Below are 23085 nucleotides of genomic sequence, written 5' to 3' on the forward strand. Positions count from 1 at the left end.
TTGAATATGAGACCTCAAGCTAGCCCGCCTATTTCGCCTTCGCTGGCGACGGCGTCGGCGACGGCGACGGCTTGCGCGCCGCCCAGTCATAGGCGCCCGGTCCCGCGCATCCCTTCAGCGTCCGGCTACCGATACGCACTTCGGCGCCCAGCGGCAGCGTCTCCTTGCCCGCCGTACACGCCTTGGCGATGAGCGTGATCGTCACCGCTTCGGCGTCGGGCGTCTGCGTCTCGAAGCGCGCCGTGTCGCCCTCTAGTTTGGGCGATATCGGGTAGAAATCCGTAGGGCTCGCCGCGGGGGCGTCCGCAAAGGCGATCGTGCCCGGCGCGATGTAGATCGCCCAGTAAGGCGCACTGCCCGTCGCGCGGATCGGCTTGTCGAGATCAACGCCGCCCAGCATCGGCCCCGGCGTGGGAGTCGGGGTCGGCGCGGCGCTGTTGTTCGCCACCTCCTCGCCCCCGCCGCATCCGGCGAGCGCCAGCGCAAGTCCCATCGTCAGCAACGGCCGCATGCGTTTCTCCATCGCCGCAGTCCTGCGAACCGGAGCGGCACGGGTCAAGTAGGTTTCCTACAATGCGACGTTCTGCTATTGTTCCGCATCATGAGTCGCGCTGTTCCCGCCTCGGCCTCGGGCGTCGTTTCGCGCAGCGCAACAATCGATCCTCGCGTTGAAACTTTTGTTCACAATCCGCGGGCAAAGTGCGAAGTTAAAGCCGGCATTTCCAACATTCTGGCATTCCCTCCCCGCCCGCTGCGCTGGCTGTTCCTCGACTTGAACAGCTATTTCGCCAGCGTCGAGCAGCAGCTCGATCCGGCGCTCCGCGGCAAGCCGGTGATCGTCGCGCCGGTCGATGCCGACACCACCGTGGCGATCGCCGCGTCGGTCGAGGCCAAGCGCTTCGGCATCTCGACCGGCACGCCGGTATGGGAGGCGAAGCGCAAGTGCCGCGACATCCTGATCGCCCCCGCCCGGCACGAGAAATATGTCGAGTTCCACGATGCGATCATCGCAGAAGTCTGGAAGCATATTCCGGTCACCCATGTCTGCAGCATCGACGAAGTGGCATGCCGGCTGCTCGACAATGAGAATTCGCGCGAAGCCGCAGTCGCGCTGGCGAAGCGGATCAAGGCGGGCATCCGCATTAATGTCGGCGAATGCCTGACTAGCTCGATCGGCATCGCCCCCAATCGCCTGCTCGCCAAGCTCGCCTCGGACCTGCAGAAGCCCGACGGGCTGATCGTCCTCACCGCCGATCAGCTTCCGCACAGTCTCTACGACCTCAAGCTGCGCGAGATCGCCGGGATCGGCGCCAAGATGGAGCGCCGGCTGGCGCAGGACGGCATCCTCGACATCCGCCAGCTCTGCGAGCGCCGCCCGCGCGACGCGGGCACCGCCTGGGGCGGCACCAATGGCGATCGACTCTGGTACCTGCTCCACGGCGTCGAATTGCCCGAAAAGCCGACGCAGAGCCGCACGATCGGCCACAGCCATGTCCTGTCGCCGGCCAAGCGCGGGCTCGAGCCAACCCGGCTCACTGCCCGCCGTCTCGCGCTCAAGGCGGCGAGCCGGCTGCGGCGGAAGGGCTATCGCAGCCGCCTGCTCGTGCTCCACGGCAAGTTCGAGGACGACAAATCCAACTGGCGCGCCTCGTGTCGGCTGCCAAACACGCAGGACAGCTTCGTCATCCTGTCGGCGCTGGACTCGCTCTTCCCCCGCCTCGCCGAGGCCGGTCGCGCGCGCGCCGGCGGCTTTCGCCTCCGCATGGTCGGGGTGACTTTGTGCGAAATCGAGACAGTCGAAGGCGAGCAGGGTTCGCTGTTCGCCGCGCTGGATCCCGATGATCCGCTGGCGCGCGAGACGCGCACCTTGTCGCTCAGCCGCGCGATGGACCGGATCAACGAGAAGTTCGGGCGGCATGCCGTCAGCGTCGGCCCGCTGAACGGCGGGCGCATCGACGCGGTGGGAACGAAAATCGCCTTCGGGAGAATCCCGGATCTGGACGAGTTCCATGAATAGGGTTCACACGGGAGAAACAATCGGCGTGTTACGTTGCGGCGCAGCACAATAATGTGACCTTGTATCACGAATCGCTTGACGATTCTTGCCACCTGTCCGAAAGCATCTCTCGCTATGAAGAACCCCTCCCTTATTGCCGCCGCCGCCGTTGCGCTTCTGTCCCTTGCCGCGTGCGGCAGCCAGACTCCTGAAGAAGTCACCAGCACCGCGCCCGATCCGATGGCGTCACAGCTCGCCAACGCTGCGCCCATCGAGCTTCCGCCCGCGATCGCCGAGAGCGTTACGCTGCGCTGCGGCGATAACAGCCTGATCTACGTCGACTTCTTCCAAGGCAACAAGCAGGTCCAGCTGAAGACCGAGAAGGGCGGCCCCGCCACCATGCTCAAGGCGCCCGAAGCCGGCCAGCCGTTCGAAGCCGCCGGCGGCTTCAAGCTCACCGGCACGTCGAAGAATGTCAGCGTCACGGTTCCCGGCAAGCCCGCCAAGACCTGCCACGCCTGAAACGCGACCGATTCGTCATTTTCAAGGGCCGGCGGGGCTTCCCCGCCGGCCCTTTTTCATGCCAGCTTGACGCGCGCGACGGAGGACACGCTTGGCTACGATCGCAGTGTACAGCCTGAAGGGCGGCGTCGGTAAGACCACGCTGGCGGTCAACCTCGCCTGGGCTGCCGCCCGCTCGGGGCGCCGGACCTTGCTGTGGGACTTAGATCCCCAGGCCGCCTCGACCTTCCTGCTCGAAGGCCATGCCAGCGGCCGCAACGAGGCGCAGGCGATCTTCACGCGCGATGTCGAGCCCGCCAAGCTCGCGCGCAATACCGGGATCGACCGGCTCGACCTGATCGCGGCCGACACGTCGCTGCGATCGCTCGACCGGACCTTCCACGAACTCGACAAGAAGAAGCGACTCGCCAAGTTGCTCGGCGCGCTGACCGAATCCTATGATCGCGTGCTGCTCGATTGCCCGCCAGGGCTCACCGAAACCAGCGAACAGGTAATGCGCGCCGCCGACCTGATCGTCGTGCCCGTCATTCCCTCGCCGCTCTCGATGCGCGCGCTGGCCGAGGTCGAGAGCCATCTCGGGCGGCGCGGCAAGGTGCCGCTGATGCCGGTCCATTCGATGGTCGATCGGCGTCGCAAGCTGCACGGCGAGGCGCTCGCGGCACATCCGGACTGGCCGGTGATCCCGATGGCGAGCGTGGTCGAGACGATGACCGTGCACCGTCGGCCGCTCGGCAGCTTCGCGCCGCGAAGCCCCGCCGCACAGGCATTCGCGGCGCTTTGGCAGGCGATCGAACGCCGGCTGGCGTCCGCGCGTTGAGGCCGCGATGACCCGCGCGCTACCGCCCCAACTGGACCTTGATCCCGATCTCGTGCTGCGCGCCTATGCGATGGGCGTCTTCCCGATGGCCGATCACCGCGCGGCCTCGAGCGTCTATTGGGTCGAGCCGAAGCTGCGCGGGATCCTCCCGCTCGACGGCTTCCATCTCTCGCGGTCGCTCCGCAAGACGATCCTCGCCGATCGATTTCGTGTCACGCTCGATCAGGATTTCGAAAGGATGATCCGGCTCTGCGCCGAATCCGCGACCGATCGGCCCGATACCTGGATCAACGGCCCGATCGAGCGTGTCTTCCTCGAACTCCACCGCCGCGGCTTCGCGCATTCGATCGAGTGCTGGGACGGCCAACAGCTGGCCGGCGGACTCTATGGCCTCGCGCTCGGCAAGGCATTCTTCGGCGAATCGATGGTCACTCGGGTACGCGATGCCTCCAAGGTCGCCTTCGCGCATCTGGTGGCGCGGCTGAAGGCAGGCGGCTTCACTTTGCTCGATTGCCAATTCCAGACCGACCATCTCGCCACGCTCGGCGCAGTCGAAGTGCCGCGCGACGATTACGTCGCGTTGCTGGGCGCCGCGCTCGGCGATTCGACGGCGGGGCTTTCGGTCGGTGCGCCTTCGGTCGACGGCGATTTCTCCGCACTGGACCGGTTGCCCGATCCGCCGCCGCCCGAAGGCGCGGGTACCGTGTCCGGCCCGCTGTCGCGGAAGGTCATCGCGCAGCTCTTGGGCCACACGTCGTAGATCGGGTGCTGGACGACGTTGAGCGCCGGTCGCTCCTTGTAGAGCCAGCCCGAGAAGACCCGGCGCCAGCTCTTGTCGAGCTGCTGCACGTCGACCTGCACGAAGGCGCCGGTGAGCTGGTCGGCTTCCCAGGGCGCGGTCTTGTCGCAGGCGCGCAGTCGCACGATGACGTCGTCGATCCGCGCCGCCTGGCCGGGCTTGAGCTTGAATTCGCGCGCGACGCCGTTGCGCTTGTTGAGCAGGCCGAGCACTGCCTCGCGCTGGTTCATCGGCGTGGCCGCGGCATTCAGCACGCTGGTATCGGGTCCGACCGCCACGACTTCCGCGCCGCCCGCGGCGTTGCCCGGCCCGGTGGTGATGATCAGGTCCTCGGCGCTGTTGTTGCCCGCCTGCTCGCCGCCCTTGCACGCGCCAAGGCCGAGCAGCAGCAGCATCGCTGCCGCCGCAGTTGCGGCGCCATATCTCATGCGTCGGGAGTCCAGGCCTCGTAATCGCCGGTGGAGCGCGCCCGCTGCCCGCCCGCCTCGAGCGCGCCGGGCGGGCGATAGGCCAATCGGGTGCCGGTCTGGTTCGGCTCCGCCGCCTTTTCCCACACGCGCGGCGCAGGCAGCGCCTGATCGGGCGCGGCATCGATCTGATGGTGGAGCCAGCTGAACCATTCGGGCGGCACGCGGCTGGCGTCGTTCGCGCCGCTATAGATCACCCAGCGGCGCGTGATCCCGTTCGGATCCTTGCCGCCTGCCCAATAGACGTTGCCCAGCGAGTCCTCGCCTACCTTCGTCTTGCCACGAAGGCCGAACCACGTGCCGAGGGTGGCGCCGTTCCACCAGGTGAAGGGATTCCGATTCAGGCTCATCCGCGCCGATTAGCTCCCGCGACGGACAGAGGCAATCGAATCCGCAGCGCAATTCGCCGCTAGCGGCCGGTCCAAGTCACCTTGTCGCCCACGGCGATCCCCAGTTCGGCCGATTTGCCGCCGTTGATCTCGAGAACCGCGCTCACCGGCTCGCCCGATTTCAGCGGCTGTTCCGAATAGGGAACGGCATTCTCGGCGATCGCCGCGATCGTGCCGTCGGGGCGGATGAAGAGGATGTCGAGCGCGCTCGGCGTGTTCTTCATCCAGAAGCTCGCCTCGCGCGGGCCGCCGCCCTCCGCGGGATAGGGTGCAAAGAGCATGCCGCCGTCCGCAGGCAGATTGGTGCGGAACATCAGCCCCCGTTCCTGCTCGGCGGCGGTGCGAGCGACCTCGACATTGAATTGCCGGGGCCCGGCCTTGGCATGAACCGTCACCTGGACCTTGGCAGCGACGTTCTGCTGCGAATCGGCGTTTGCGCCCGCATCGACCTTGCATGCCGTGGATACGAACAACGCCGCGGCGGCAAACGCCACCTTCATTCCACGCCTGCGAATCATGGTCTCAGCCGGTCCTTTCGACCGCTACAGCCAGCGGCCCCTTGTCACCCTCGACGATGCGTGCGCTGAGGGGTTGGCCGGGTTCGACTTCCTCGATTTCGGCACGACGCAGCGTCTCCATATGGACGAATATATCGGCCGAGTCCGTATCGCGCACCAGAAATCCATAGCCCTTGAGGCGATTGAACCATTTGACGGTCACTGCCTCGAACGGTCCGGCATCGTCGATCAGCTTGACCCGGTCGGTGCGTTCGCATTGCCGCTTGGGCGGCTCGACCGCTTCGCTCAGATCGATCGAGCGTATTTCCTTCGCCTGGAGCCCGCGCTGGCGCTGCACCGCGACGCATTCGACTCGTGCGCCTTCGGGCAAGCTCCGCCTTCCATGCTCCTGCAGCACGGTGAAATGAATCAGGATGTCGCCCACTGCGGCGTCATCGGCAACGAGAAACCCAAACCCCCGGGTTACGTCGAACCATTTGACGACACCGCAATAAACCTTGTCTTCCAACGCCGTTTCCGCCCCGAAACCCTCTTCCCCTGGCGGCGCGACCGATTCGTCGCGAGGCGCAAGCTGTTGTTCAGCACGCATTATCTTGGCCCCCCAAGCGAGCGGTTTTAACACAGCCTTTTCCAAATGTGGAATTGCTTTGTTAGATTCACTCTTCAGGTTTAATTAGAATGGTCCCACGAAGGGACGATCAGCGCCTCCACGTCTTCGCCGGGCGCCATCCGGACGATCTTTCGCGAGAGGTCCAGCGCATGGCCTGCGCGCAGCATCGCGGCCAGATGCTTCTCCTGCTGCGGCCGGTCTACGGCCTCGCGCGCAAAGGGCCCGATCCGCTTCCGCCGGGCAAAGGCGATCGCGCTGGTGGGGGCGTCGGCCTCTACCGCCGGTGCCACCGCGTCGGCATCCTCGTCCTTGATCCCGGCATGACGCAGCGCCTGGCTCACGCGCCGGGCACCCAGACCGCGGCGCCCCATCGCGCTTGCCTTGGATTCGGCGAAGAGCCGATCGTTGACATAGCCGAGATCGGCCATGCGTTGCGCCAGCCCGGTCAGGTCCGGCGCCGCGTCGCCGCTCCAGCCGCGCTCGCGAATCTTCCGCCTCAAATAGTCCGCCAGCCGCCCTCGCGTGGTAGCGTAGCGCTCGACATAGCGCAGCGCGAAACGCTCCAGATCGGCGGGGTTCAAGGGAGTGAGCGGGCGCCTCGGGCGGGTCATGCGCCATGATTGTGCCACAGTAGCAACCGATTTTGAACGCCAGTGCGTAGCAGAGCCGTCCGCATAGTATGCGTTGTGGGGGCACAACGGTCTGTCAGCTCACAGGGGCACGAGACAAAGAATGGTATTGGACGAAACGGGACCGCACCAGGGTATCATGGAGACGGGAAAACCCGATCCTACCCCGACCGACGATAGTCACCCCCGCCGCCTCGCGGACTTCGCCACGCTCGGCGAAGCGCTGGATTATGCGGCGGAGGGCGTGCGCGGTCTGAACTTCCACGATGCCCGCGGCAACCTGACACGGCCCTATCCTTTTTCGGAGCTGCGCCGCGACGCGCTGGCGCAGGCCAGCCGCCTGATCGCCGCCGGCGTGAAACCCAAGGACCGGATCGCGCTGATCGCCGAGACCGGCACCGAGTTCGCCTCCTTGTTCTTCGGCGTGGTCTACGCCGGCGCCTGGCCGGTGCCGCTGCCGCTGCCGACCAGCTTCGGCGGCGCGCAATCCTATATCGATCAGCTCCGTGTCCAGCTCGAAAGCTGCGACCCGTCGATGCTGATCTTCCCGCCCGAGATCGGCGCGATGTGCGCCGAGGCAGCGCGGATCACCGGCGTCGAGGGCGTGGACTGGTCTGAGTTCGGAAAACGCGACGCACCCGAGGTGGCGCTACCGCAAGCGAGCACCAACGACATCGCCTATCTGCAATATTCCAGCGGCTCGACCCGGTTTCCACACGGCGTCGCGATCACGCACCACGCGCTGCTCAACAATCTCTCGGCGCACAGCCACGGCATGCAGCTTCAGGATCGCGACCGCTGCGTCTCCTGGCTACCCTGGTATCATGACATGGGGCTGGTCGGCTGTTTCCTCTCGGTCGTCGCCAACCAGGTCTCGACGGATTACCTGAAGACCGAAGATTTCGCCCGGCGGCCGCTGGCATGGCTCGACCTGATCAGCCGCAATCAGGGTACCACTCTCTCTTATTCGCCGACCTTCGGCTACGACATCTGCGCGCGCCGCATGTCTTCGCAGACCAAGGCGAGCGACCGCTTCGATCTGTCGCGCTGGCGCGTGGCGGGCAACGGCGCCGACATGATCCGCCCCGACGTGATGCAGTCGTTCGTCGACGCCTTCGCCGATGCCGGTTTCAAGGCCAGCGCGTTCCTGCCCAGCTACGGCCTCGCCGAGGCGACGCTGGCGGTGTCGATCATGCCCCCGGGTGAAGGCATCGTCGTCGAGCTGGTCGAGGAGACCCAGCTCTCGGGCGGCGACGTGGCGCGCGAGGATCGTCCGCAGCGCTTTCGTGCAATCGTCAATTGCGGCAAGCCGGTGAAGGACATGGAAGTCCAGATCCGTGAAGAGGATGGCACGCCCCTGCCTGAAAAGGCGATCGGCAAGGTCTGGTGCCGCGGCCCTTCGGTGATGGTCGGTTATTTCCGCGATCCCGAATCGACCGCTGCGTGCATGGCCGATGGCTGGCTCGACACCGGCGACATGGGCTATATTTCAGAAGGTTACGTCTATATCGTCGGCCGGGCGAAGGACATGATCATCGTCAACGGCCGCAACCACTGGCCGCAGGATATCGAATGGGCGGTCGAGCAGCTTCCCGGCTTCAAGCAGGGCGATATCGCAGCTTTCGCGATCACCACACCGGGCGGTGAAGAAACCCCCGCGGTACTCGTCCAGTGTCGCACCTCGGACGAGAAGGAGCGCATTCGCCTGCGTGACGAAATTCGCGAGCGGGTCCGTTCGGTCACCGGCATGAACTGCGTGATCGAGCTCGTGCCGCCGCGCACGCTGCCGCGCACCAGCTCGGGCAAGCTCAGCCGCGCCAAGGCACGCAACCTCTATCTCAACGGCGAGATCAAGCCCTACGATCTCGCGGCCTGAAACGCGCTTCGGGCGGGCCGGCGAGTCGGCCCGCTCGGCGCGTCCGGCTTGCGATAAGCTGGTCGGAGCATGCAAATTTCCTCCGTTTCGCCGGCAAATCTAACCTCTCGCTAACCCTCTCTCGGCTATTCCCGTCCGGTGACCAGCCAGACGACTTCTCAATTTGCCCGGCCGCGCATCGACGCGCGTGCGCTTCTTGGTCTCTACGATCCCGCCGATGCCATCGATTGGGGCCCGATTCGCGCCGCGCAGCTCCACGCCGGCAGCCAGCTTGCATTGTTCATGCTCGCCGCAAATCTCGTCGGCGCATCGCTCGTTACGATGCTGCTCGCGCCGCGCATGCCGCTGTGGCAGCTCGCGAGTTGGGGCGCGCTGGTCGCGGCAGTAGGCTGTGCGATCGCTTTTCGTCGCCTTTCCAGGCGCCACCGTACCGCGGTCACTGCCCCGCTCAAGGATGTTCGCGATACCCTGCTCGACGGGATCGCGCTGGGGGCAGTCTGGTCGATCCCGCCGCTGGCGTTCGGCCATGCCGCCGATGCCGATTCGGCGCTCGGCCTGTGGATCATCATTTCGCTGCTGATGACCGCATCCGCAGTCGCCATGGCGGCACTTCCGCTGGCGACAATCGCCTTCGTCTCGATCGTCGGCGCCGCGATCACCACGATGCTCGCATTGGTCGCCGCACCCGTGCTCGCCGCCGCCGCCTCATTGTTCACGGTGCTGCTGGTGATCGCCACCTTCGGGCGCGGCAAAGCTTTGGTGGTCATCCGCGCCAACGAGCTGGCACTCGCCGAGCGCGACGAGACGGTGAGCCTGTTGCTGCGCGAATTCGAGGATTCGGGCTCCGACTGGCTATGGGAGATCGATGCGCAACGCCGCGTCGCCCGCGCCAATCCGCGCTTCGCGGTCTCGCTCGGTGCCGATCCCAAGACGATCAACGGCACGCCGTTCCTCCAGTTGCTCGCCGGTCCCACATGGGAATCGGGTAATTTCGCGCCCGCGCTGCGCGATCTTGCCGAGAAGCTCAAGGGGCGCGAGGCGTTCCGCGATCTGCTGCTCCCGGTTTACGTCAATCAGGAAGAGCGTTGGTGGGAGATGTCGGCGAGCCCGCGCTATGACGAGCGCGGCGCTTTCATCGGTTTCCGCGGCGTCGGCTCGGACGTCACCGAGGCGCGCAAGTCGGCCGACAAGATCAATCACATGGCGCGTTACGACACGCTGACCGGGCTGCCCAATCGGCTGCTGATCAACGAGTCGCTGGCGCGCGCGATGGCCGATGCCGAAAAATGGGGATCGCGCTGCGCCTTCATGATGATCGATCTCGATCGGTTCAAGGCCGTCAATGACACGCTCGGCCACCCGGTCGGCGACCGCCTGCTCGGGCGGGTCTCCGAACGCCTCAAGCTGCTGATGACCGAAAACGAGATGATCGGCCGACTCGGCGGCGACGAGTTCGCGGTGGTGGTCCGCGACGCGACCGATACCCATCGCATCGAACAGCTTGCCCAGACGATCATCGATTCGCTGTCATGCCCCTATGAGGTGGACCAGCACACGCTCTATATCGGCGCTTCGATCGGTCTCGCGGTCGGCCCGCGCGACGGACGCAGCGCCGAGATGCTGATCCGCTCGGCCGACCTCGCCCTCTATCGTTCCAAGGACGCCGGCGGTGGCGCGTTCCACTCCTATGAGCCCCAGCTCCACATGGCGGCCGAGGAGCGCCGCGTACTCGAGATCGCGCTGCGCAACGCCGTCGAGCAGGGCCAGATGCATCTGAACTACCAGCCGGTAGTCAACGCCGAAACCGGCCAGCTCACCGGCTTCGAAGCGCTGCTGCGTTGGACTCACCCCGAGTTCGGCAATGTCTCGCCGGCGAAATTCGTGCCGCTCGCCGAGGAAGCTCGGCTGATCGCCCCGATCGGCGAATGGGTGTTGCGCACTGCGTGCGATGAGGCAGCACGCTGGGATATCCCTGCGCGAATTGCAGTCAACGTCAGCCCCGAGCAGCTCCACAATCCCGCCTTTGTCGGTGTCGTCGCGCAGGCGCTGGCCCAGTCCGGCCTTCCGTCCGAACGGCTCGAGCTCGAAGTCACCGAGAGCGTGTTCATGCGCGAAGGGACAGTGGCGATCGAAGTCCTCGAAAAGATCCTCGATTTGGGTGTTCGGCTGAGCCTCGACGATTTCGGGACCGGCTATTCGTCGCTGGGCTATCTCGCGCACACGCGCTTCAGCTCGATCAAGATCGATCGCAGCTTCGTGCAGGGTGCATCGAAGGGCACCAAGGAAGCGATCGCCATCATTCGCGCCGTGGTGGCGCTCGCCGACAGCCTCGGCATGGCCACGACTGCCGAGGGCGTCGAAACCGAGGAAGAGCACCAGATGGTCCAGCAACTGGGCTGTACGAAGGTCCAGGGCTATTATTTCGGCCGCCCCCTTCCGGTCCACGAAGCGCGTGCGCTTGCGATGCGCCCGATGGGCGACAGCGCTGCAGCGTGACAAGTCTTGCTAGCGCCGCAACGGCCCGCTAAGGGCTGCGGCCGCACAGGGGCGTAGCTCAGCTGGTTAGAGCGTCGGTCTCCAAAACCGAAGGCCCTCGGTTCGAATCCGAGCGCCCCTGCCATTTCGGACTCCCGCCGTTTTCCGCGGCTTTTTCGACATCCGCGCCGTCTCCGGCGGTCGCATTTTCCACAAGAATATCAAAGGATTTGCGGTAGGTCGCCGAAAGCTTTCGGTCCCGAAACGGGCAGTTCCAAAGTACCCCCGAGATCATGTGTTTTTTGGTGCCCAAGTCGGCATCCAGGAACCTCCGGCGCGCTCCCGTCGCGATCGACATGAGGGACCGCATGATCTCGTGCACACTGCTGGAGCTGATCGGTTTGGTGCTGCCACGGAAGGTCATGTCTTCAGAGCGGGCCATCTTCGCCGCTTGTTGAGCGAATAGCGCCCGGTCGAATACCATTCGAAGAGCCTGGTGACAGCCGCCGCGCTCCCGAGATCCGCCTCTATGACGCGCTTGCCATTGGGGACCATGACTGCAGTAACCGAGGGTGCAACGGAGGGCTAGGTGCCCTGATCCGCCTTCTCCAGCATGCCCTTGCGCACCTCCTCGGAAAGATTGTCGATATAGTTCTTGGCCGTCAGCACCGCGTCCGTGGCGGGGTGGCTGCGCAGATAGGCGATCACTCGTTGAAATGGGTCCGCCCGCTGACCTTGGCGGTCTCGATGGCTGGTGCCGTTTGGGGAGCCTTGCAGTGACGATCGATGAAATCTTGATGCGAAGTGACCTCCTGCGCCGAACGTATGATCTCTTCGCGGCGCAATTCCATACCCGTGCGGATCTGCTCCAACGGATAGAGATCAGCCGATACATTGTAGCGCGCTGGAACGGCACCGTTGCCGAGCAGGATGGCGAGCCAGCTCGGCTCCATATAGGATTCCGAATCCCCCAGCGCGATTTGTCCGCTGGCGTTCCAGACATCCAGCTTGTGCCGAAGGCTGTCGGGTATCTCCATGTCGCGACACGCCGACCATAGAGGCTCGGGACGGCGCGAGAGATAATAATGGGCAATGATGAAGTCGCGGATGCGCTCGATCTCGCTGGTAGAGAGCCGGTTATATTCGTCGCGCAGAACGGGGTCGATGGTCCGTTCGGGGAAATATTTGAGCAGTTTCAAGATCCCCATGACGATCAGCTGTATTCCTGTTGACTCCAGGGGTTCGAGAAAGCTGGAGGCGAAACCGATCCCCACACAATTGCGGCTCCAAAAGTGCTTGCGGTGGCCAGAGGTAAAGCGGAACAGGCGTGGCTCGGCAATCGGTTCGCCGTCGATATTGCCCAGCAAGGCCTCGCGCGCCGCATCGTCGCTCCACAGATCCGAATTATAGACCATGCCGTTGCCGCTGCGATGTTGTAGCGGGATGGTCCAGCGCCAGCCCCCGGTGTGTGCGGTGGACCGCGTAAACGGCGTTGGCGCGCCGGTGCGTTTGGATGGCACCGCGATGGCGCTGTTGCAAAGCAACCAGCGCGACCAGTCGACGAAAGGCGTGTTCAACGCCGTTCCCAGCAATTCGGACGCAAAGCCGGAACAATCCAGGAAGAAATCGCCGGGAACCTTAAGGCCATTGGCAAGATGGATGGCGGCAATATCGCCGGACTCGCCATCCAGATCGAAATGCGTCATCTTGCCTTCGATACGCTGCACGCCCAGCGCGATCGCCACGTCCCGCAGATAGCGGGCGTAAAGTCCGGCATCAAAATGATAGGCATGGTGATAGCGCGGATTCTGCGGATCGCCCGGGACGAAATTGTTGTTTTTCGCAACGGCATAGGCGAACGAATAATCATCGATCGGACGATCTTCGCCCGATTGCCGCATTCTCAGCCAATAATGGTGGGTCGACACCCCTTCGACCGGATGACCATAATCGCTGAAGGCATGGAAATGCCGGTTTCCGACGGTTCCCCAGTCGCAGAATTCAATGCCCAGCTTGAACGTACCCTGGGTGCTGCGAACAAAGTCGAATTCGTCGATGCCGAGCAGGGCGTTGCACTGCGCCAATATCGGGATCGTCGCCTCCCCGACACCGATGATGCCGATCTCCTCCGATTCAACCAGAGTGATGCGCGCTCGATGAGGGTCAAGCCTCTTGGCCAGCAGCGCAGCCGCTATCCACCCCGCCGCACCGCCACCCAGAATGACGATATCCTGTTGATGGCCGCTGTTCATAAACTACCTCGCCACGAACGTACCCGATGCCGTGCCTGCCGAATGGGTCTCAGGCGTATGTGGCGCTGGATGCCGGTAAAGGCATGCGCACAACCGGCTGTGCCTGTGACATGCAACCGGGCATCAACCGGCCACAATACTGTAATCGAAAATGGGAAGGGCGCTCGATGGAGCGCCCTTCCCCGTTCAGATCATCAGAAGCGCACCCGCATGGTGAGCTCGTAGCGCCGATCGCTGACGTAGTAGTCGTACGGCTGGAACACGCCAGGCACAGGCTCCTGAAGAGTTCGCGAAATTGTGTTGAGAAGGTTGTTCGCGTTGAACGAGACGGAAACCTCGTCGCTCAACTTGTAGTCGAGACCCAAATCCAAGTAGCCGGCCGCCGCCGTGTAGGCCGGAACCATGTTGTATACGGGATAGGAATGATCCGAGTCAAAGTTGGTCGAACTGGTGTTGAGCGTGTAAGGATTGCCACCGCTCGTCGCATAGGACAGCGGGTTGACATTGGTCGACAGCAACGCCTTGTCGCGCCAGTTGTATGCCAGGCGGACATTGATCCTGCCGCGGCTGTACAGCAACTGGATGTTGTAGGCCCACTTCGACAGTCCGGCGTAGGGAAGGTTCGGATAAGTCTGCGGTATCGTGCCGTCCGGATTGAGGCCCCCGTTTGGCGGCGGGGTGGGACCCAACACGCTGTTGGCCTGCTGAGCAGGGTTGCGGCTGTCGATATAGGTCAGGTTGCCCTCAATACCCAGTCCCCTGAGCAATCCCGGCAATTGGTCGAAGAACTTGCGGCCCCCGATCTCAAAACCCTTGATATAGGCCTTCTGCGGCGACGACTTGTTCTGCAGGTAGAGCCACGGAAGATCCAGATTTGTCGGCGTCCCCGTCCCGGTCGGCGGGGTCGCACCATCGGCGTATGCCAGGGCCGGAACAGGAAGATTGTTGGCGATGAACGAATAGAACAGCGGTTCATCCTTGATCTGCTTGGCGAACAGATCGATGTAGAGGAAGCTGGATGACGACGGATAGTATTCGAACGTCAGGTCTTCACTGGTGATCATGGTCGGCTTCAGATTCGCGCCCGCGTCGCGGGCGGCAAAACCCGTGAGAATCCTGGGTGCCAGCGAATTCGTGGGGTTGGGAAGTGACCTGACGTCGATCCAGCCGCCCGCGCGAATGTCATTGAGACTCGGCGGAGAAGTCGACATCGATGCCGCACCACGAATGATGAACTTGTCGGATACATCGAACTTGATGTTGAACGAAGGCAGAACACGCGTGTACGCATAGCTGCGGGTCTGCATGGTATAAGCTTTGGTAAACCCATAGAGCGTCGGGTACGCGTTCGATGATCCCGGCAGACCCTGCTGCGCGTTGAAGTATGCCGTGCTGTCCGCTTCGGACAGAGCGAGGTTCGCAACGTCCGGCGTTTGCAGCAGACCGCTCGCCCGCAGAGAATCGTGAAATACACGCACGCCGATATTACCCGAAAACGCCGGAATGAACCCGATACGATCATGCGCGAACCTGGCCTGGACATAGGCGGCCATGTTGGTGATGCGGCTCTCGGTCTTGTTCAGGCCCTGATCGATGGATTTCGTCCAATACTGATCCGCGGTCCCGTCCGGGATTTCACCGTTGTAGGTCTTGAGCAAATGATACCAGTCGTAGCTCTGCATGAGCGATTGGCTGGCGACGAAAAGCTGTCCCGGAACCGGCCCGGCGCCGCCGAAGAAATTCGGGAATGTGGCAACTTGATAATCCGACTGCGGGACATTTGGGTTATTGAGATATTGAATGTTCCCCGGCCCGTACGTCGGGTCCCCGGGATGATTGCCGAAGTTATGACCCATCCAGGGCTGACCCAGCGGTGCCCAATACGTCCCCACGAAGTTGTCGTTTTCGGTGCGCCTTGCGGCACGAGCGCCAACAGTGATGGAGCGCAGGAATCCACCGTCGCTGACCTTGTATTCAAGGTCGAGATGGCCAGCCAGCATCTTCCCCACATTCTTGGGTTCGTGATAGCCCATCGCGGCCAAGTAGGCCGTACTCTTATCGAGCAAGCCGGCAGAGGGCATGCCAGACAAGGCGGGCAGCGACCCCGTCAGATCGACGTCCACCGAATCAACCAGCGGGCTGGCCTGAGAGAGGGCGACATACATGCTCTGCCCGGTCGAGCGGGAACTGACATATTGAGCGCCTCCACGCACAGCCACCCGGTCCCCAGGGGTCCAGACGAAGCTCTGCGAAATATCCAGCGTCGAATTCTTGTTGTGCGATGCCGACGCACCGCTGGTGGGGTTCAGCGTGGCAGCGGGGCCGCACTGCGCCAGACGGGGTGCACCCGCAGGAAGAGTCGCCGGATCCACACCCCCGTCAACCGACCAGTCCCACTGAATCGACGATGCCGGAGCGCCGTAGGAAGCACCGCAATCGATCTGGTACCAGGCGGGCAGCCAGCTGGTGCTGGTGGTCGTGTTGGTAAACTCCACCGACTTGCCGGTGGACGCGAACATCAGGCTTCCCTTGCGGAAGGCGCCATTGGCATCATATTCAACCGGACTGCCGATCACGGGCATAACTGTAGTCGACGCGGATGGAATCCCTCCTATGGTGCCGCTGTTCTCCTGACTATTCTCGACATATTGCGAGAAGAATATGGTGTTGGTCAGCGTTAGGTTCGAAGCCGGCCTCCACTGAAGCGCCTGATACGCACCGTACCTGTCGCGCCTGTTCTGATTGTTGTTCCACTTGAACTGGCTGGGAACAAAAGCCAGATGATCGGCGCGCTTGGAGGTCGGCACATATTCGGCAAACATCGCGCCAACCTGCAGATCGCTGCTCTGCTGGTACAGGCGGCTGTAGGCCAAATCCCACAACACGCCAATTTCGCCGATGCCTGTATCGAAACGCTTGGAGAACATGGCGGAAATGCGGGGCGAAGCCTTTCGCGCCTGGGTGCCATAGCTGCCGCCTGCGGTGACGTTGAACTGAGTATCCTTGAAATCGAACGGCAGATGCGTTCGAAGATTGATCGCGGAGGCACCCCCTTCGATGAGGTCGGCGCGCGTCGCTTTGTAAACATCGACCCCGGCCATCAGTTCAGGCGTGATTTCGTTCCAGCTAAAGGAGCTTGCGCCGTTGGCGCTGAACAACTGCTGCCCATTGAGCATGCTCGAATTGAAGGGAAGACCCCGCACGGTAAGGCCCGTACCCTCGATCTGGAACGCGCTGCTGCCGCCGTTGCTCCCAGCGAAACGCGAGATCGACACACCCGGCACGCGCTGAAGAACTTCGGTAATCGAATTGTCGGGAAGCCTGCCAGCCTCGTCCGCGGTCACCGAGTCGACGATCGTGTCGGCGTTCTTCTTGATGGAAATTGCATCCGCCAGCGCCCTGCGCCGCGCGGTGACGATGATTTCCTCTTCGGAGACGTTGCTGCCATCCTGCGTTGCATCGTCGGTGCTAGTCGTTCCCGCATCCTGCGCCCATGCCGGCGTCGCCACGCTCAGGGTGGCAAGGATGAGCGCTGAGGCACTGGCATTCAGCATCGAGTTTCGCATCTTCATTCATACTCCCCCAAATTGGATATATTTTTCAAATGCGCGTCGTATTTTTATACGTGCACGATATCGGCTATGATCGACTGTGAATGCTGCTGAGCAGCTGCTGTTGGATGGCCGCGATATTGACGATGGACCGACATGGGTTGCGCCACGCGCGCACCGCATTGAACACCAGTGGCGGCAGCTCGGTCGTGGTCATTTTCCGTGAAGAAGATCGTCGCCCATCGAGATTGGACTTCGGCTGCCTTGCACCGGGCGACCTGGAATCGCCTTCGCCAATACCTCCGCAGTAGCGCAAGGCATGCCGTGACCAATGGCCATGGTAAACCCTCCATTCTTATAGCAAATGGAGGGCATTTGCCGTCACCAGCATCCCCTCTCCCTAGAGTCTATTTTATCACCAACCCTAAAATGGTCGGTGCTACTTCTGCGGTAGGCCTCTTTAGTCACACAAGCCGGAGCAATCGTCCACCTTTAGCATGCGCTAAACTCGCCAAAACACGCAAAAAGCGTAGCGAATATTGTGCGCGGAATCCGCACTACGGATTGAGAAGCCGGAAAGCGACGCAGAAGTCCGTTTCGGAACATTTTTGGAAAATTCCAACCCGCGAGGCTTGGCCGAGCCCACCGCTTGACCGTAACAAGGTCAAGAAGCCGCCCGTTGGGTAGGCTAGCCCGAATCGTCTCGAGGCCACGTTTATTGTCCCGGGTGTGGCCAGCCGATCCTCTTGTTCAAGGAGCGGGAAGGGCAGGAGAGGCTATGAAGCTCGTCCGTCGTTCGGCAGCGGCAATTGCCAGTCTGGGCCTTGTTCGGGATGCCGAACGGGGTGTGAGCGCCCCTGATTGGAAGACGCAAGCGTTCTGGCCAGGCATGGCTATCGACAGCAGCCAGCCATGAGTTCCGATGCCACAATCTTGGCGAGCGAGGCACGAGCCCATCCCGAGACCAGCGATGCAGACGGCCGTTCGGATCCCAGCTGGCTGGCTCTGGTCCGATCGGCGATCTTCATCTTTCTGGCCTGGACCTGCGTCGGCGTGTTCCTCGCAGTGCCGGATACGTTCACGGGCTTCCATTGGCCCATGCTCGTATCGAAGATCATCGATGCCTGGGCATGGGCCTTGTTGACTCCGGCCCTTTTACTGATCGACCGCAAGCTCTCGTCAATCGAGCAGAATATCGTTCGCCTGGCGCTCCTGCTGCTCCTGCTGAGCATTCCCTTCAGCCTCGCCCATACCTTCCTCACCGGTCTGCTTCTGTATGCGATCCCCCAGATATGGTGGAATCCATTGCTCAGACCCGATTTTGCCGTCTATTTTTTCCTTGGGGCCTGGCAGACATTTTCCGCGCTCGTCGGGATAATATATGCGTTCAAGCATTATAACCGGTTCCTGACCAGCCGCCTTCAGTTGGAGCGTGTTGAAAAGAATTTGATCGCGTCGCGGCTGAATGCGCTGCGTCTCCAGCTTGAGCCGCATTTCCTCTTCAACACGCTCAATACGATTTCGTCGGAAGTTGTGACCAACCCCAATGTGGCGCAGGGTATGATCGGAGACCTGGGCGCATTGCTTCGGCAGTCGCTCGACTGCAGGGACAGGACGGAAATTACGCTGGCGCAAGAGCTATCACTTCTCGAGCATTATCTCTCCATTCAGCGCATGCGCTTCGGGGACAGGATGGAAATCGGGATCGATATCGAGCCGGAGACGCTGTCTATCCTGGTGCCTCCGATGCTGCTGCAGCCGCTGGTGGAAAACGCGATCCGCCATGGGATCGAGGGCCGACTTTCAGGCGGCAAGGTCATGGTTTCGGCATGGCGGGCGGGAGACCAGTTGCAGATCCGGGTCCTCGACGATGGCGTCGGCCTGCCACCCAATTGGCGGATGGACGCATCGACTGGACTTGGCGTGCGCGTCGCGCGCGAGCGGCTGGCGGCGCTTTACCCCGATTTGGGCGAGCAGGGTTTCGTGATCCGTCGACGCGAGGGAGGCGGCACTGAAGTGGCAATGAGCGTGCCCGTGCACAGCGACGGAAGCGACGAAGCGTGACAGCCTCGTCCAAGCAGATCCGTGTGCTGGTCGTCGATGACGAGGCTCCGGCCCGCAGGCGCCTGATGGACCTGCTCTCAAAGGATCGCGATATCGGAAAGATCCTCGAGGCAAAGAACGGCGTCGACGCCGTCGCGCTGATCCAGGATATGCATCCCGATATCGTATTTCTCGACGTGCAGATGCCGGGCGTGGATGGCTTTGGCGTGATCGATGCCATGGGCGCTGAAAACATGCCGCTGACGGTGTTCGTAACCGCCTACGATCAGTTCGCGCTCAAGGCATTCGAAGCGGAGGCGGTCGACTATCTGCTCAAGCCCTTTGGCAATCCGCGTTACGAAAAGATGATGGAGCGGGTCAAAGAGCGACTGAATGAGAGTCACGCGAACAGCAACGGCGACGCGAATAGCTTTGGTCCGGAGCTGCTCAAGCTGGCCGCGAGTCGTGCCAAGCCGGGCGCACTGTGGAACTGGATGGTCGTCAAGAAGAGGGATGCCACCCACTTCCTCATGGCGCGGGACATCGACTGGATCGAAGCCGCCGGAGTATATGTCAAACTCCATGCCGGGGAAGAAGAATTCCTGTACCGCGCTGCCCTTGCCAAAGTGGCAAGCCGGCTGGACCCGTTCATGTTCGTACGTATCCATCGCTCCAGCGTGGTAAACCTCAGATCGATCGCGTTCCTCGAGCGCCGTTCCCATGGCGAGTTCGAAGTCGTGCTGAAAGACGGCACGCGCCTCATGATGAGCCGCTCCTATCGCGGCGAGGTTGAAGCAATGCTGGGGCAGAATCTCTAACAGTCCTATGATTCGGCCGCGCCGGCGGTCGCCGCAGCCAGTCCGCTGTCGCCCTGTCCATTTCGCGGCCATCATCCTCCGGCCCGAAACAATTCCCGACGGCCCTATTTTTGGCGGCGTATAGCCCTCGCAAGAAGTCGGCGGCAGCGCGCAAAGGCTAGCGGTCGACATGTTTTGGGGGAGATGAAATGAAATTATGTGGGCGAGTACGCCGGCGAGTGCTGCTGTCGGGTCTGATTGCGCTCGGCCTGACTGCATGCGGGGGCGGAGCTGCAGCCGGAGGCGGAACGCCGACACTCACGCCGACGCCGACGCCGACGCCGGCCCCCACCCCCACCCCACCGCCGACCCAGGCGCTTGCGGCGGTCAGCACGGCTCAGCTCGGCAAGGGGTGGAACATCGGCAACACGCTTGAGTCGTTAAATGATTACGGCAAACCCCATACGACCTCGCAGGAGACCGTTTACGGCAATCCCGCGGTAAACCAGAGGTTGCTGAACGCAGTCGCAGCCGCCGGCTTCAAGAGCGTGCGCATTCCCGTTGAGTGGGCACAATATATCGACGGCACCGGGAACGTCGCTCCGTTCTGGCTCGCCAGGGTCAAAGAAGTAGTCGATATGGCACGCAGCGCCGGGCTGTACGTCATCATCAACCAGCATAAGAGCGACTGGTACAACCCGACGGCTGCGAGCCAGGCTGCCGGCAACGCCGCGTACAAGAAATTGTGGACGCAAATCGCGAACAATTTCAAGGATTACGACAACCATCTGCTGTTCGCTGGCACCAACGAAATCCACGTCGACTATGGCGTGCCGTCGCCGGAAAATTGCTCGGTTCAGGCCGGCTTCAACCAGGTGTTTGTCGACGCGGTGCGCGCGACCGGCGGCAACAATGCGTCGCGAACACTGGTGTTCCAGGGTTATAACACCGACATCAACAATACGATTGCAGCGTGCGGAGCTCCCGTCCCAACCGACACGGTCAGCGGCAGGCTGATGATGGAGTTCCATTATTACGATTCGTACAACTTCACGCTGAACGACAAGAGCGCCATCTGGCAGTGGGGATCGATCGCGACCGATCCCGCAGCAACGGAAGCGTGGGACAACGAGGCGCATGTCGACGTCCAATTCGACAAGGCGAAGGCGGCCTATACTGACAAGGGCATCCCCGTGATCATCGGCGAATACTGCGCCATCTCGAGGACCGAATATGATGCGTCGCTGAAATACCGAGACTATTGGACCAAATACGTCACCGGATCCGCGATCCGGCATGGCTTCGCAACCTTTTACTGGGACACCGGCGCCTTCCCCAATCACACCTGCGGGCTGTTCGACCGCAACACCGGTGCCGACTTTAATCCCTCGACGATCGCCGCGGTTTTCGCCGCGCCCTAGATGTCGGGCATCGTGCTCCGCGTCGGGGATTCTCAGTCGACGATCTCCGGTCCGCTACCGGCTACCGGCTACCGGCTACCGGCTTCCACCAACGCCAATGCCGAAGAAGGAATTCGAATGATTCCGCGCCTGTCTTCACGCACGACCCGTATCTCGCCTATAGGGGGGCAGGCGGTCCGACGTTCTTCGCTCCTGGCCTGGGTTGCCCGCAGCGCCCTGCTGCTGAGCATCGCCATGCCTGCCAGCTTGCTGGCTGCCGACCCTGCGCCGGGCAGCAACCCGCTGCTGCGCGACGTATTCACCGCCGACCCCGCGCCGTTGGTCGTAGGCGACACGGTCTATCTTTACGTCGGGCATGACGAGGCCAAGGGCGACGACTTCTTCCTCATGAAGGAGTGGCTGTGCTATTCGTCCAAGGATCTGCGCCACTGGGCCGCCCACGGCGCCGTCATGAAGCCCACTGACTTCAAGTGGGCGCTGGGCGATGCCTGGGCTGCGCAGGTAGTGCGGCGCAACGGCCACTATTACCTTTACGCCACCGTGAAGCACGGCGGCGCGCAGCCCGGCATGGCTATTGGGGTCGCGGTGGCCGACAACCCGTTGGGCCCGTTCAAGGATGCGCGCGGTTCGGCACTGGTCACCGATGCCACGACGCCCAGCCCCTATGGTTGGAACGACATCGACCCTACCGTCTTCGTCGACGACGACGGCACCGCCTGGATGGCCTGGGGCAACCCGGTGCTCTATCTGGCCCGGCTCAAGCCGAACATGACCGAGCTGGACGGCCCCATCCAGAAGATCGCGCTGCCCAACTACACCGAAGGGCCGTGGCTGTCGAAGCGCAAGGGCATCTATTACATGACCTACGCATCGATGGCGCACCAGAACGTCTGGGAGCGCCTGTCCTATGCCACCGCGCCCAGCCCCAGCGGGCCCTGGACCTACCAGGGCGAGCTGACAGGCCAGACCCGCAATAGCTACACCATCCACCCGGGCATCATCGACGACTTCAAGGGCCAGTCCTACCTGGTCTACCACAACGGCGAGTTGACCCTGCCCGACGGCCAGACCGGCAACGGCAACCGGCGCTCCGTCACGATCGACTACCTCCACTATGACGCCGACGGCCGCATGTGGCCCATCACGCAGTCGAAGGCCGGCATCAGCACATCACCCCGGCCGCCCGTCGGCAAGGTGCCCGCGCCAGCGGACTTCGGCCGCTCCGACCCCCGCGTGGCAGTCCAGCAGTTTGCTCAAGGCTATCCCGAAACCTGGCCGGGCCGCCCGGCGCTGGCCTCGGTCACCCGGCCTTTCGACCAGGCCCCCAATCCCCTGGGCTTCAATAGAGAGGGCGGCGCCAGCCGCCTGGCGCAGACCTTCGTGCCGCGCGCCGACATCGCAGTGGGCCGGCTCAGCTTCTACGCCGGCGACGGCCTCGGCACGGACGCCGCGCACCCATTGCGGCTGTCGCTGCGAGACGTGGAGGCCGGCACCGAACTGCTCGGCGCCGGCCAGGGCCTCGCCATCGCCTACCAGCCGCAAGGGGCCGGCCTGCTGAGCTTCGACTTCAGCGCCCATCCCCCTGTCGTCCTGCGGGCCGGTCGCCGCTACGCGCTGGCGCTCCAGGGCGAAAAGGGTGCGCTGACGCTCTATCTGCGCGCCAGCCGCGACGACGTTTATGCCGACGGCGAGGCCAGCCTCGACGACCTGCCGCTGAAGGACAAGCAGGGCCACCCCGCGGACTTCGCATTCGCATTGTACGCACGCGATGCGCGTTGAGCCTGCCCGTGCGGCGCATTCAGGTCCGGCGGCCCTGACCGACCAAGACGCAGACGCCTGACGGCGACCGGACGGGTCACGCTCTGCCGTGTGACGTTGGCAACTCAAGTTTGAAAGATATCCATAATATGAGGTTGCAAAAAA

Annotated in this window: 18 protein-coding genes, 1 tRNA gene and 1 pseudogene; 11 read left to right on the plus strand and 9 right to left on the minus strand. The window is 62.9% G+C overall.

Annotated elements, in window-relative coordinates; genetic code table 11:
* Nucleotides 1–28: 28 nt before the first annotated feature.
* Nucleotides 29–523, minus strand: a complete 495-nt coding sequence (locus ASE13_RS10410; protein ID WP_056614326.1) for a hypothetical protein — start codon at nucleotides 521–523, stop codon at nucleotides 29–31.
* Nucleotides 524–772: 249 nt separating this feature from the next.
* On the opposite strand from ASE13_RS10410, the gene ASE13_RS10415 reads away from it, so the two are divergent.
* The 4 genes from ASE13_RS10415 (at nucleotide 773) to aat (ending at nucleotide 4095) form a co-directional block, all read left to right on the plus strand.
* Nucleotides 773–2017 (plus strand): Y-family DNA polymerase, encoded by a 1245-nt coding sequence (locus ASE13_RS10415; protein WP_235536914.1) that lies wholly within the window; start codon nucleotides 773–775, stop codon nucleotides 2015–2017.
* Between the two features lie 114 nt (nucleotides 2018–2131).
* Nucleotides 2132–2518, plus strand: coding sequence for a hypothetical protein (locus ASE13_RS10420; protein WP_056614329.1), 387 nt, complete (start codon nucleotides 2132–2134; stop codon nucleotides 2516–2518).
* 91 nt (nucleotides 2519–2609) lie between these two features.
* Entirely contained in the window at nucleotides 2610–3335 is a 726-nt protein-coding gene (locus ASE13_RS10425) for a ParA family protein (protein WP_056614332.1), read from the plus strand.
* 7 nt (nucleotides 3336–3342) lie between these two features.
* Nucleotides 3343–4095 carry a leucyl/phenylalanyl-tRNA--protein transferase gene (gene aat, locus ASE13_RS10430; protein WP_056614337.1) on the plus strand — a complete coding sequence of 251 codons (753 nt, stop codon included), beginning with the start codon at nucleotides 3343–3345 and terminating at the stop codon, nucleotides 4093–4095.
* Between the two features lie 35 nt (nucleotides 4096–4130).
* On the opposite strand, the pseudogene ASE13_RS20410 reads toward aat, so the two are convergent.
* The 5 genes and pseudogenes from ASE13_RS20410 to ASE13_RS10455 form a co-directional block, all read right to left on the minus strand.
* A pseudogene (locus ASE13_RS20410) lies at nucleotides 4131–4562 on the minus strand (DUF2155 domain-containing protein); the annotation flags it as partial.
* Nucleotides 4559–4951 carry an NADH:ubiquinone oxidoreductase subunit NDUFA12 gene (locus ASE13_RS10440; protein WP_056614339.1) on the minus strand — a complete coding sequence of 131 codons (393 nt, stop codon included), beginning with the start codon at nucleotides 4949–4951 and terminating at the stop codon, nucleotides 4559–4561. The pseudogene ASE13_RS20410 and the gene ASE13_RS10440, both read right to left, overlap by 4 nt.
* Nucleotides 4952–5010: 59 nt before the next feature.
* The gene (locus ASE13_RS10445) at nucleotides 5011–5490 is read right to left on the minus strand and encodes a DUF192 domain-containing protein (RefSeq protein ID WP_056614341.1); all 480 of its coding nucleotides are present in this window, start codon (nucleotides 5488–5490) and stop codon (nucleotides 5011–5013) included.
* 22 nt (nucleotides 5491–5512) lie between these two features.
* The gene (locus ASE13_RS10450; RefSeq protein WP_056614343.1) at nucleotides 5513–6097 is read right to left on the minus strand and encodes a cold-shock protein; all 585 of its coding nucleotides are present in this window, start codon (nucleotides 6095–6097) and stop codon (nucleotides 5513–5515) included.
* 80 nt (nucleotides 6098–6177) lie between these two features.
* A complete protein-coding gene (locus ASE13_RS10455; RefSeq protein ID WP_056614345.1) occupies nucleotides 6178–6729 on the minus strand; it encodes a regulatory protein RecX in 552 nt (183 codons plus the stop codon).
* 121 nt (nucleotides 6730–6850) lie between these two features.
* Here ASE13_RS10455 and ASE13_RS10460 point away from each other — a divergent pair, with 121 nt between their 5' ends.
* The 3 genes from ASE13_RS10460 (at nucleotide 6851) to ASE13_RS10470 (ending at nucleotide 11243) form a co-directional block, all read left to right on the plus strand.
* Nucleotides 6851–8623 carry a fatty acyl-AMP ligase gene (locus ASE13_RS10460; protein WP_056614348.1) on the plus strand — a complete coding sequence of 591 codons (1773 nt, stop codon included), beginning with the start codon at nucleotides 6851–6853 and terminating at the stop codon, nucleotides 8621–8623.
* A gap of 138 nt (nucleotides 8624–8761) precedes the next feature.
* Complete coding sequence (locus ASE13_RS10465; RefSeq protein WP_056614353.1) at nucleotides 8762–11119, plus strand: putative bifunctional diguanylate cyclase/phosphodiesterase; 2358 nt, start codon at nucleotides 8762–8764, stop codon at nucleotides 11117–11119.
* Between the two features lie 47 nt (nucleotides 11120–11166).
* Nucleotides 11167–11243: transfer RNA gene (locus ASE13_RS10470), tRNA-Trp, on the plus strand.
* 440 nt (nucleotides 11244–11683) lie between these two features.
* On the opposite strand, the gene ASE13_RS20340 is transcribed toward ASE13_RS10470, so the two are convergent.
* The 3 genes from ASE13_RS20340 to ASE13_RS10480 form a co-directional block, all read right to left on the minus strand.
* On the minus strand, nucleotides 11684–11806 hold the full coding sequence (locus ASE13_RS20340; RefSeq protein ID WP_268801292.1) for a hypothetical protein: 123 nt from the start codon (nucleotides 11804–11806) through the stop codon (nucleotides 11684–11686).
* A complete protein-coding gene (locus tag ASE13_RS10475) occupies nucleotides 11803–13350 on the minus strand; it encodes a tryptophan halogenase family protein (protein ID WP_056614356.1) in 1548 nt (515 codons plus the stop codon). Before ASE13_RS10475 ends, ASE13_RS20340 begins: the two co-directional genes overlap by 4 nt.
* A 194-nt stretch (nucleotides 13351–13544) precedes the next feature.
* Nucleotides 13545–16922 carry a TonB-dependent receptor gene (locus tag ASE13_RS10480; protein WP_200955625.1) on the minus strand — a complete coding sequence of 1126 codons (3378 nt, stop codon included), beginning with the start codon at nucleotides 16920–16922 and terminating at the stop codon, nucleotides 13545–13547.
* 891 nt (nucleotides 16923–17813) lie between these two features.
* Here ASE13_RS10480 and ASE13_RS10485 point away from each other — a divergent pair.
* From ASE13_RS10485 to ASE13_RS19460, 4 genes are all read left to right on the plus strand, one after another.
* On the plus strand, nucleotides 17814–18965 hold the full coding sequence (locus tag ASE13_RS10485; protein WP_082596547.1) for a sensor histidine kinase: 1152 nt from the start codon (nucleotides 17814–17816) through the stop codon (nucleotides 18963–18965).
* Nucleotides 18962–19762: a LytR/AlgR family response regulator transcription factor gene (locus ASE13_RS10490; RefSeq protein WP_056614358.1), complete on the plus strand. Its 801-nt coding sequence runs from the start codon at nucleotides 18962–18964 to the stop codon at nucleotides 19760–19762. The genes ASE13_RS10485 and ASE13_RS10490 overlap by 4 nt, the downstream gene beginning before the upstream one ends.
* A gap of 218 nt (nucleotides 19763–19980) precedes the next feature.
* Complete coding sequence (locus ASE13_RS10495; protein WP_200955627.1) at nucleotides 19981–21162, plus strand: glycoside hydrolase family 5 protein; 1182 nt, start codon at nucleotides 19981–19983, stop codon at nucleotides 21160–21162.
* The gene (locus ASE13_RS19460; RefSeq protein WP_235536916.1) at nucleotides 21163–22941 is read left to right on the plus strand and encodes a glycoside hydrolase family 43 protein; all 1779 of its coding nucleotides are present in this window, start codon (nucleotides 21163–21165) and stop codon (nucleotides 22939–22941) included.
* Nucleotides 22942–23085 lie beyond the last annotated feature (144 nt).

The organism is Sphingomonas sp. Root241, assembly GCF_001428865.1.
GTDB lineage: Bacteria > Pseudomonadota > Alphaproteobacteria > Sphingomonadales > Sphingomonadaceae > Sphingomonas.

Coding starts and splice junctions, on each gene's coding strand:
- ASE13_RS10450 (WP_056614343.1), bottom strand. CDS start 6,097: ATGCGTGCTGAACAACAGCTTGCGCCTCGCGACGAATCGGTCGCGCCG.
- ASE13_RS10460 (WP_056614348.1), top strand. CDS start 6,851: ATGGTATTGGACGAAACGGGACCGCACCAGGGTATCATGGAGACGGGA.
- ASE13_RS19460 (WP_235536916.1), top strand. CDS start 21,163: ATGTCGGGCATCGTGCTCCGCGTCGGGGATTCTCAGTCGACGATCTCC.
- ASE13_RS10485 (WP_082596547.1), top strand. CDS start 17,814: ATGAGTTCCGATGCCACAATCTTGGCGAGCGAGGCACGAGCCCATCCC.
- ASE13_RS10445 (WP_056614341.1), bottom strand. CDS start 5,490: ATGAAGGTGGCGTTTGCCGCCGCGGCGTTGTTCGTATCCACGGCATGC.
- ASE13_RS10440 (WP_056614339.1), bottom strand. CDS start 4,951: ATGAGCCTGAATCGGAATCCCTTCACCTGGTGGAACGGCGCCACCCTC.
- aat (WP_056614337.1), top strand. CDS start 3,343: ATGACCCGCGCGCTACCGCCCCAACTGGACCTTGATCCCGATCTCGTG.
- ASE13_RS10410 (WP_056614326.1), bottom strand. CDS start 523: ATGGAGAAACGCATGCGGCCGTTGCTGACGATGGGACTTGCGCTGGCG.
- ASE13_RS10475 (WP_056614356.1), bottom strand. CDS start 13,350: ATGAACAGCGGCCATCAACAGGATATCGTCATTCTGGGTGGCGGTGCG.
- ASE13_RS10455 (WP_056614345.1), bottom strand. CDS start 6,729: ATGACCCGCCCGAGGCGCCCGCTCACTCCCTTGAACCCCGCCGATCTG.
- ASE13_RS10420 (WP_056614329.1), top strand. CDS start 2,132: ATGAAGAACCCCTCCCTTATTGCCGCCGCCGCCGTTGCGCTTCTGTCC.
- ASE13_RS10480 (WP_200955625.1), bottom strand. CDS start 16,922: ATGAAGATGCGAAACTCGATGCTGAATGCCAGTGCCTCAGCGCTCATC.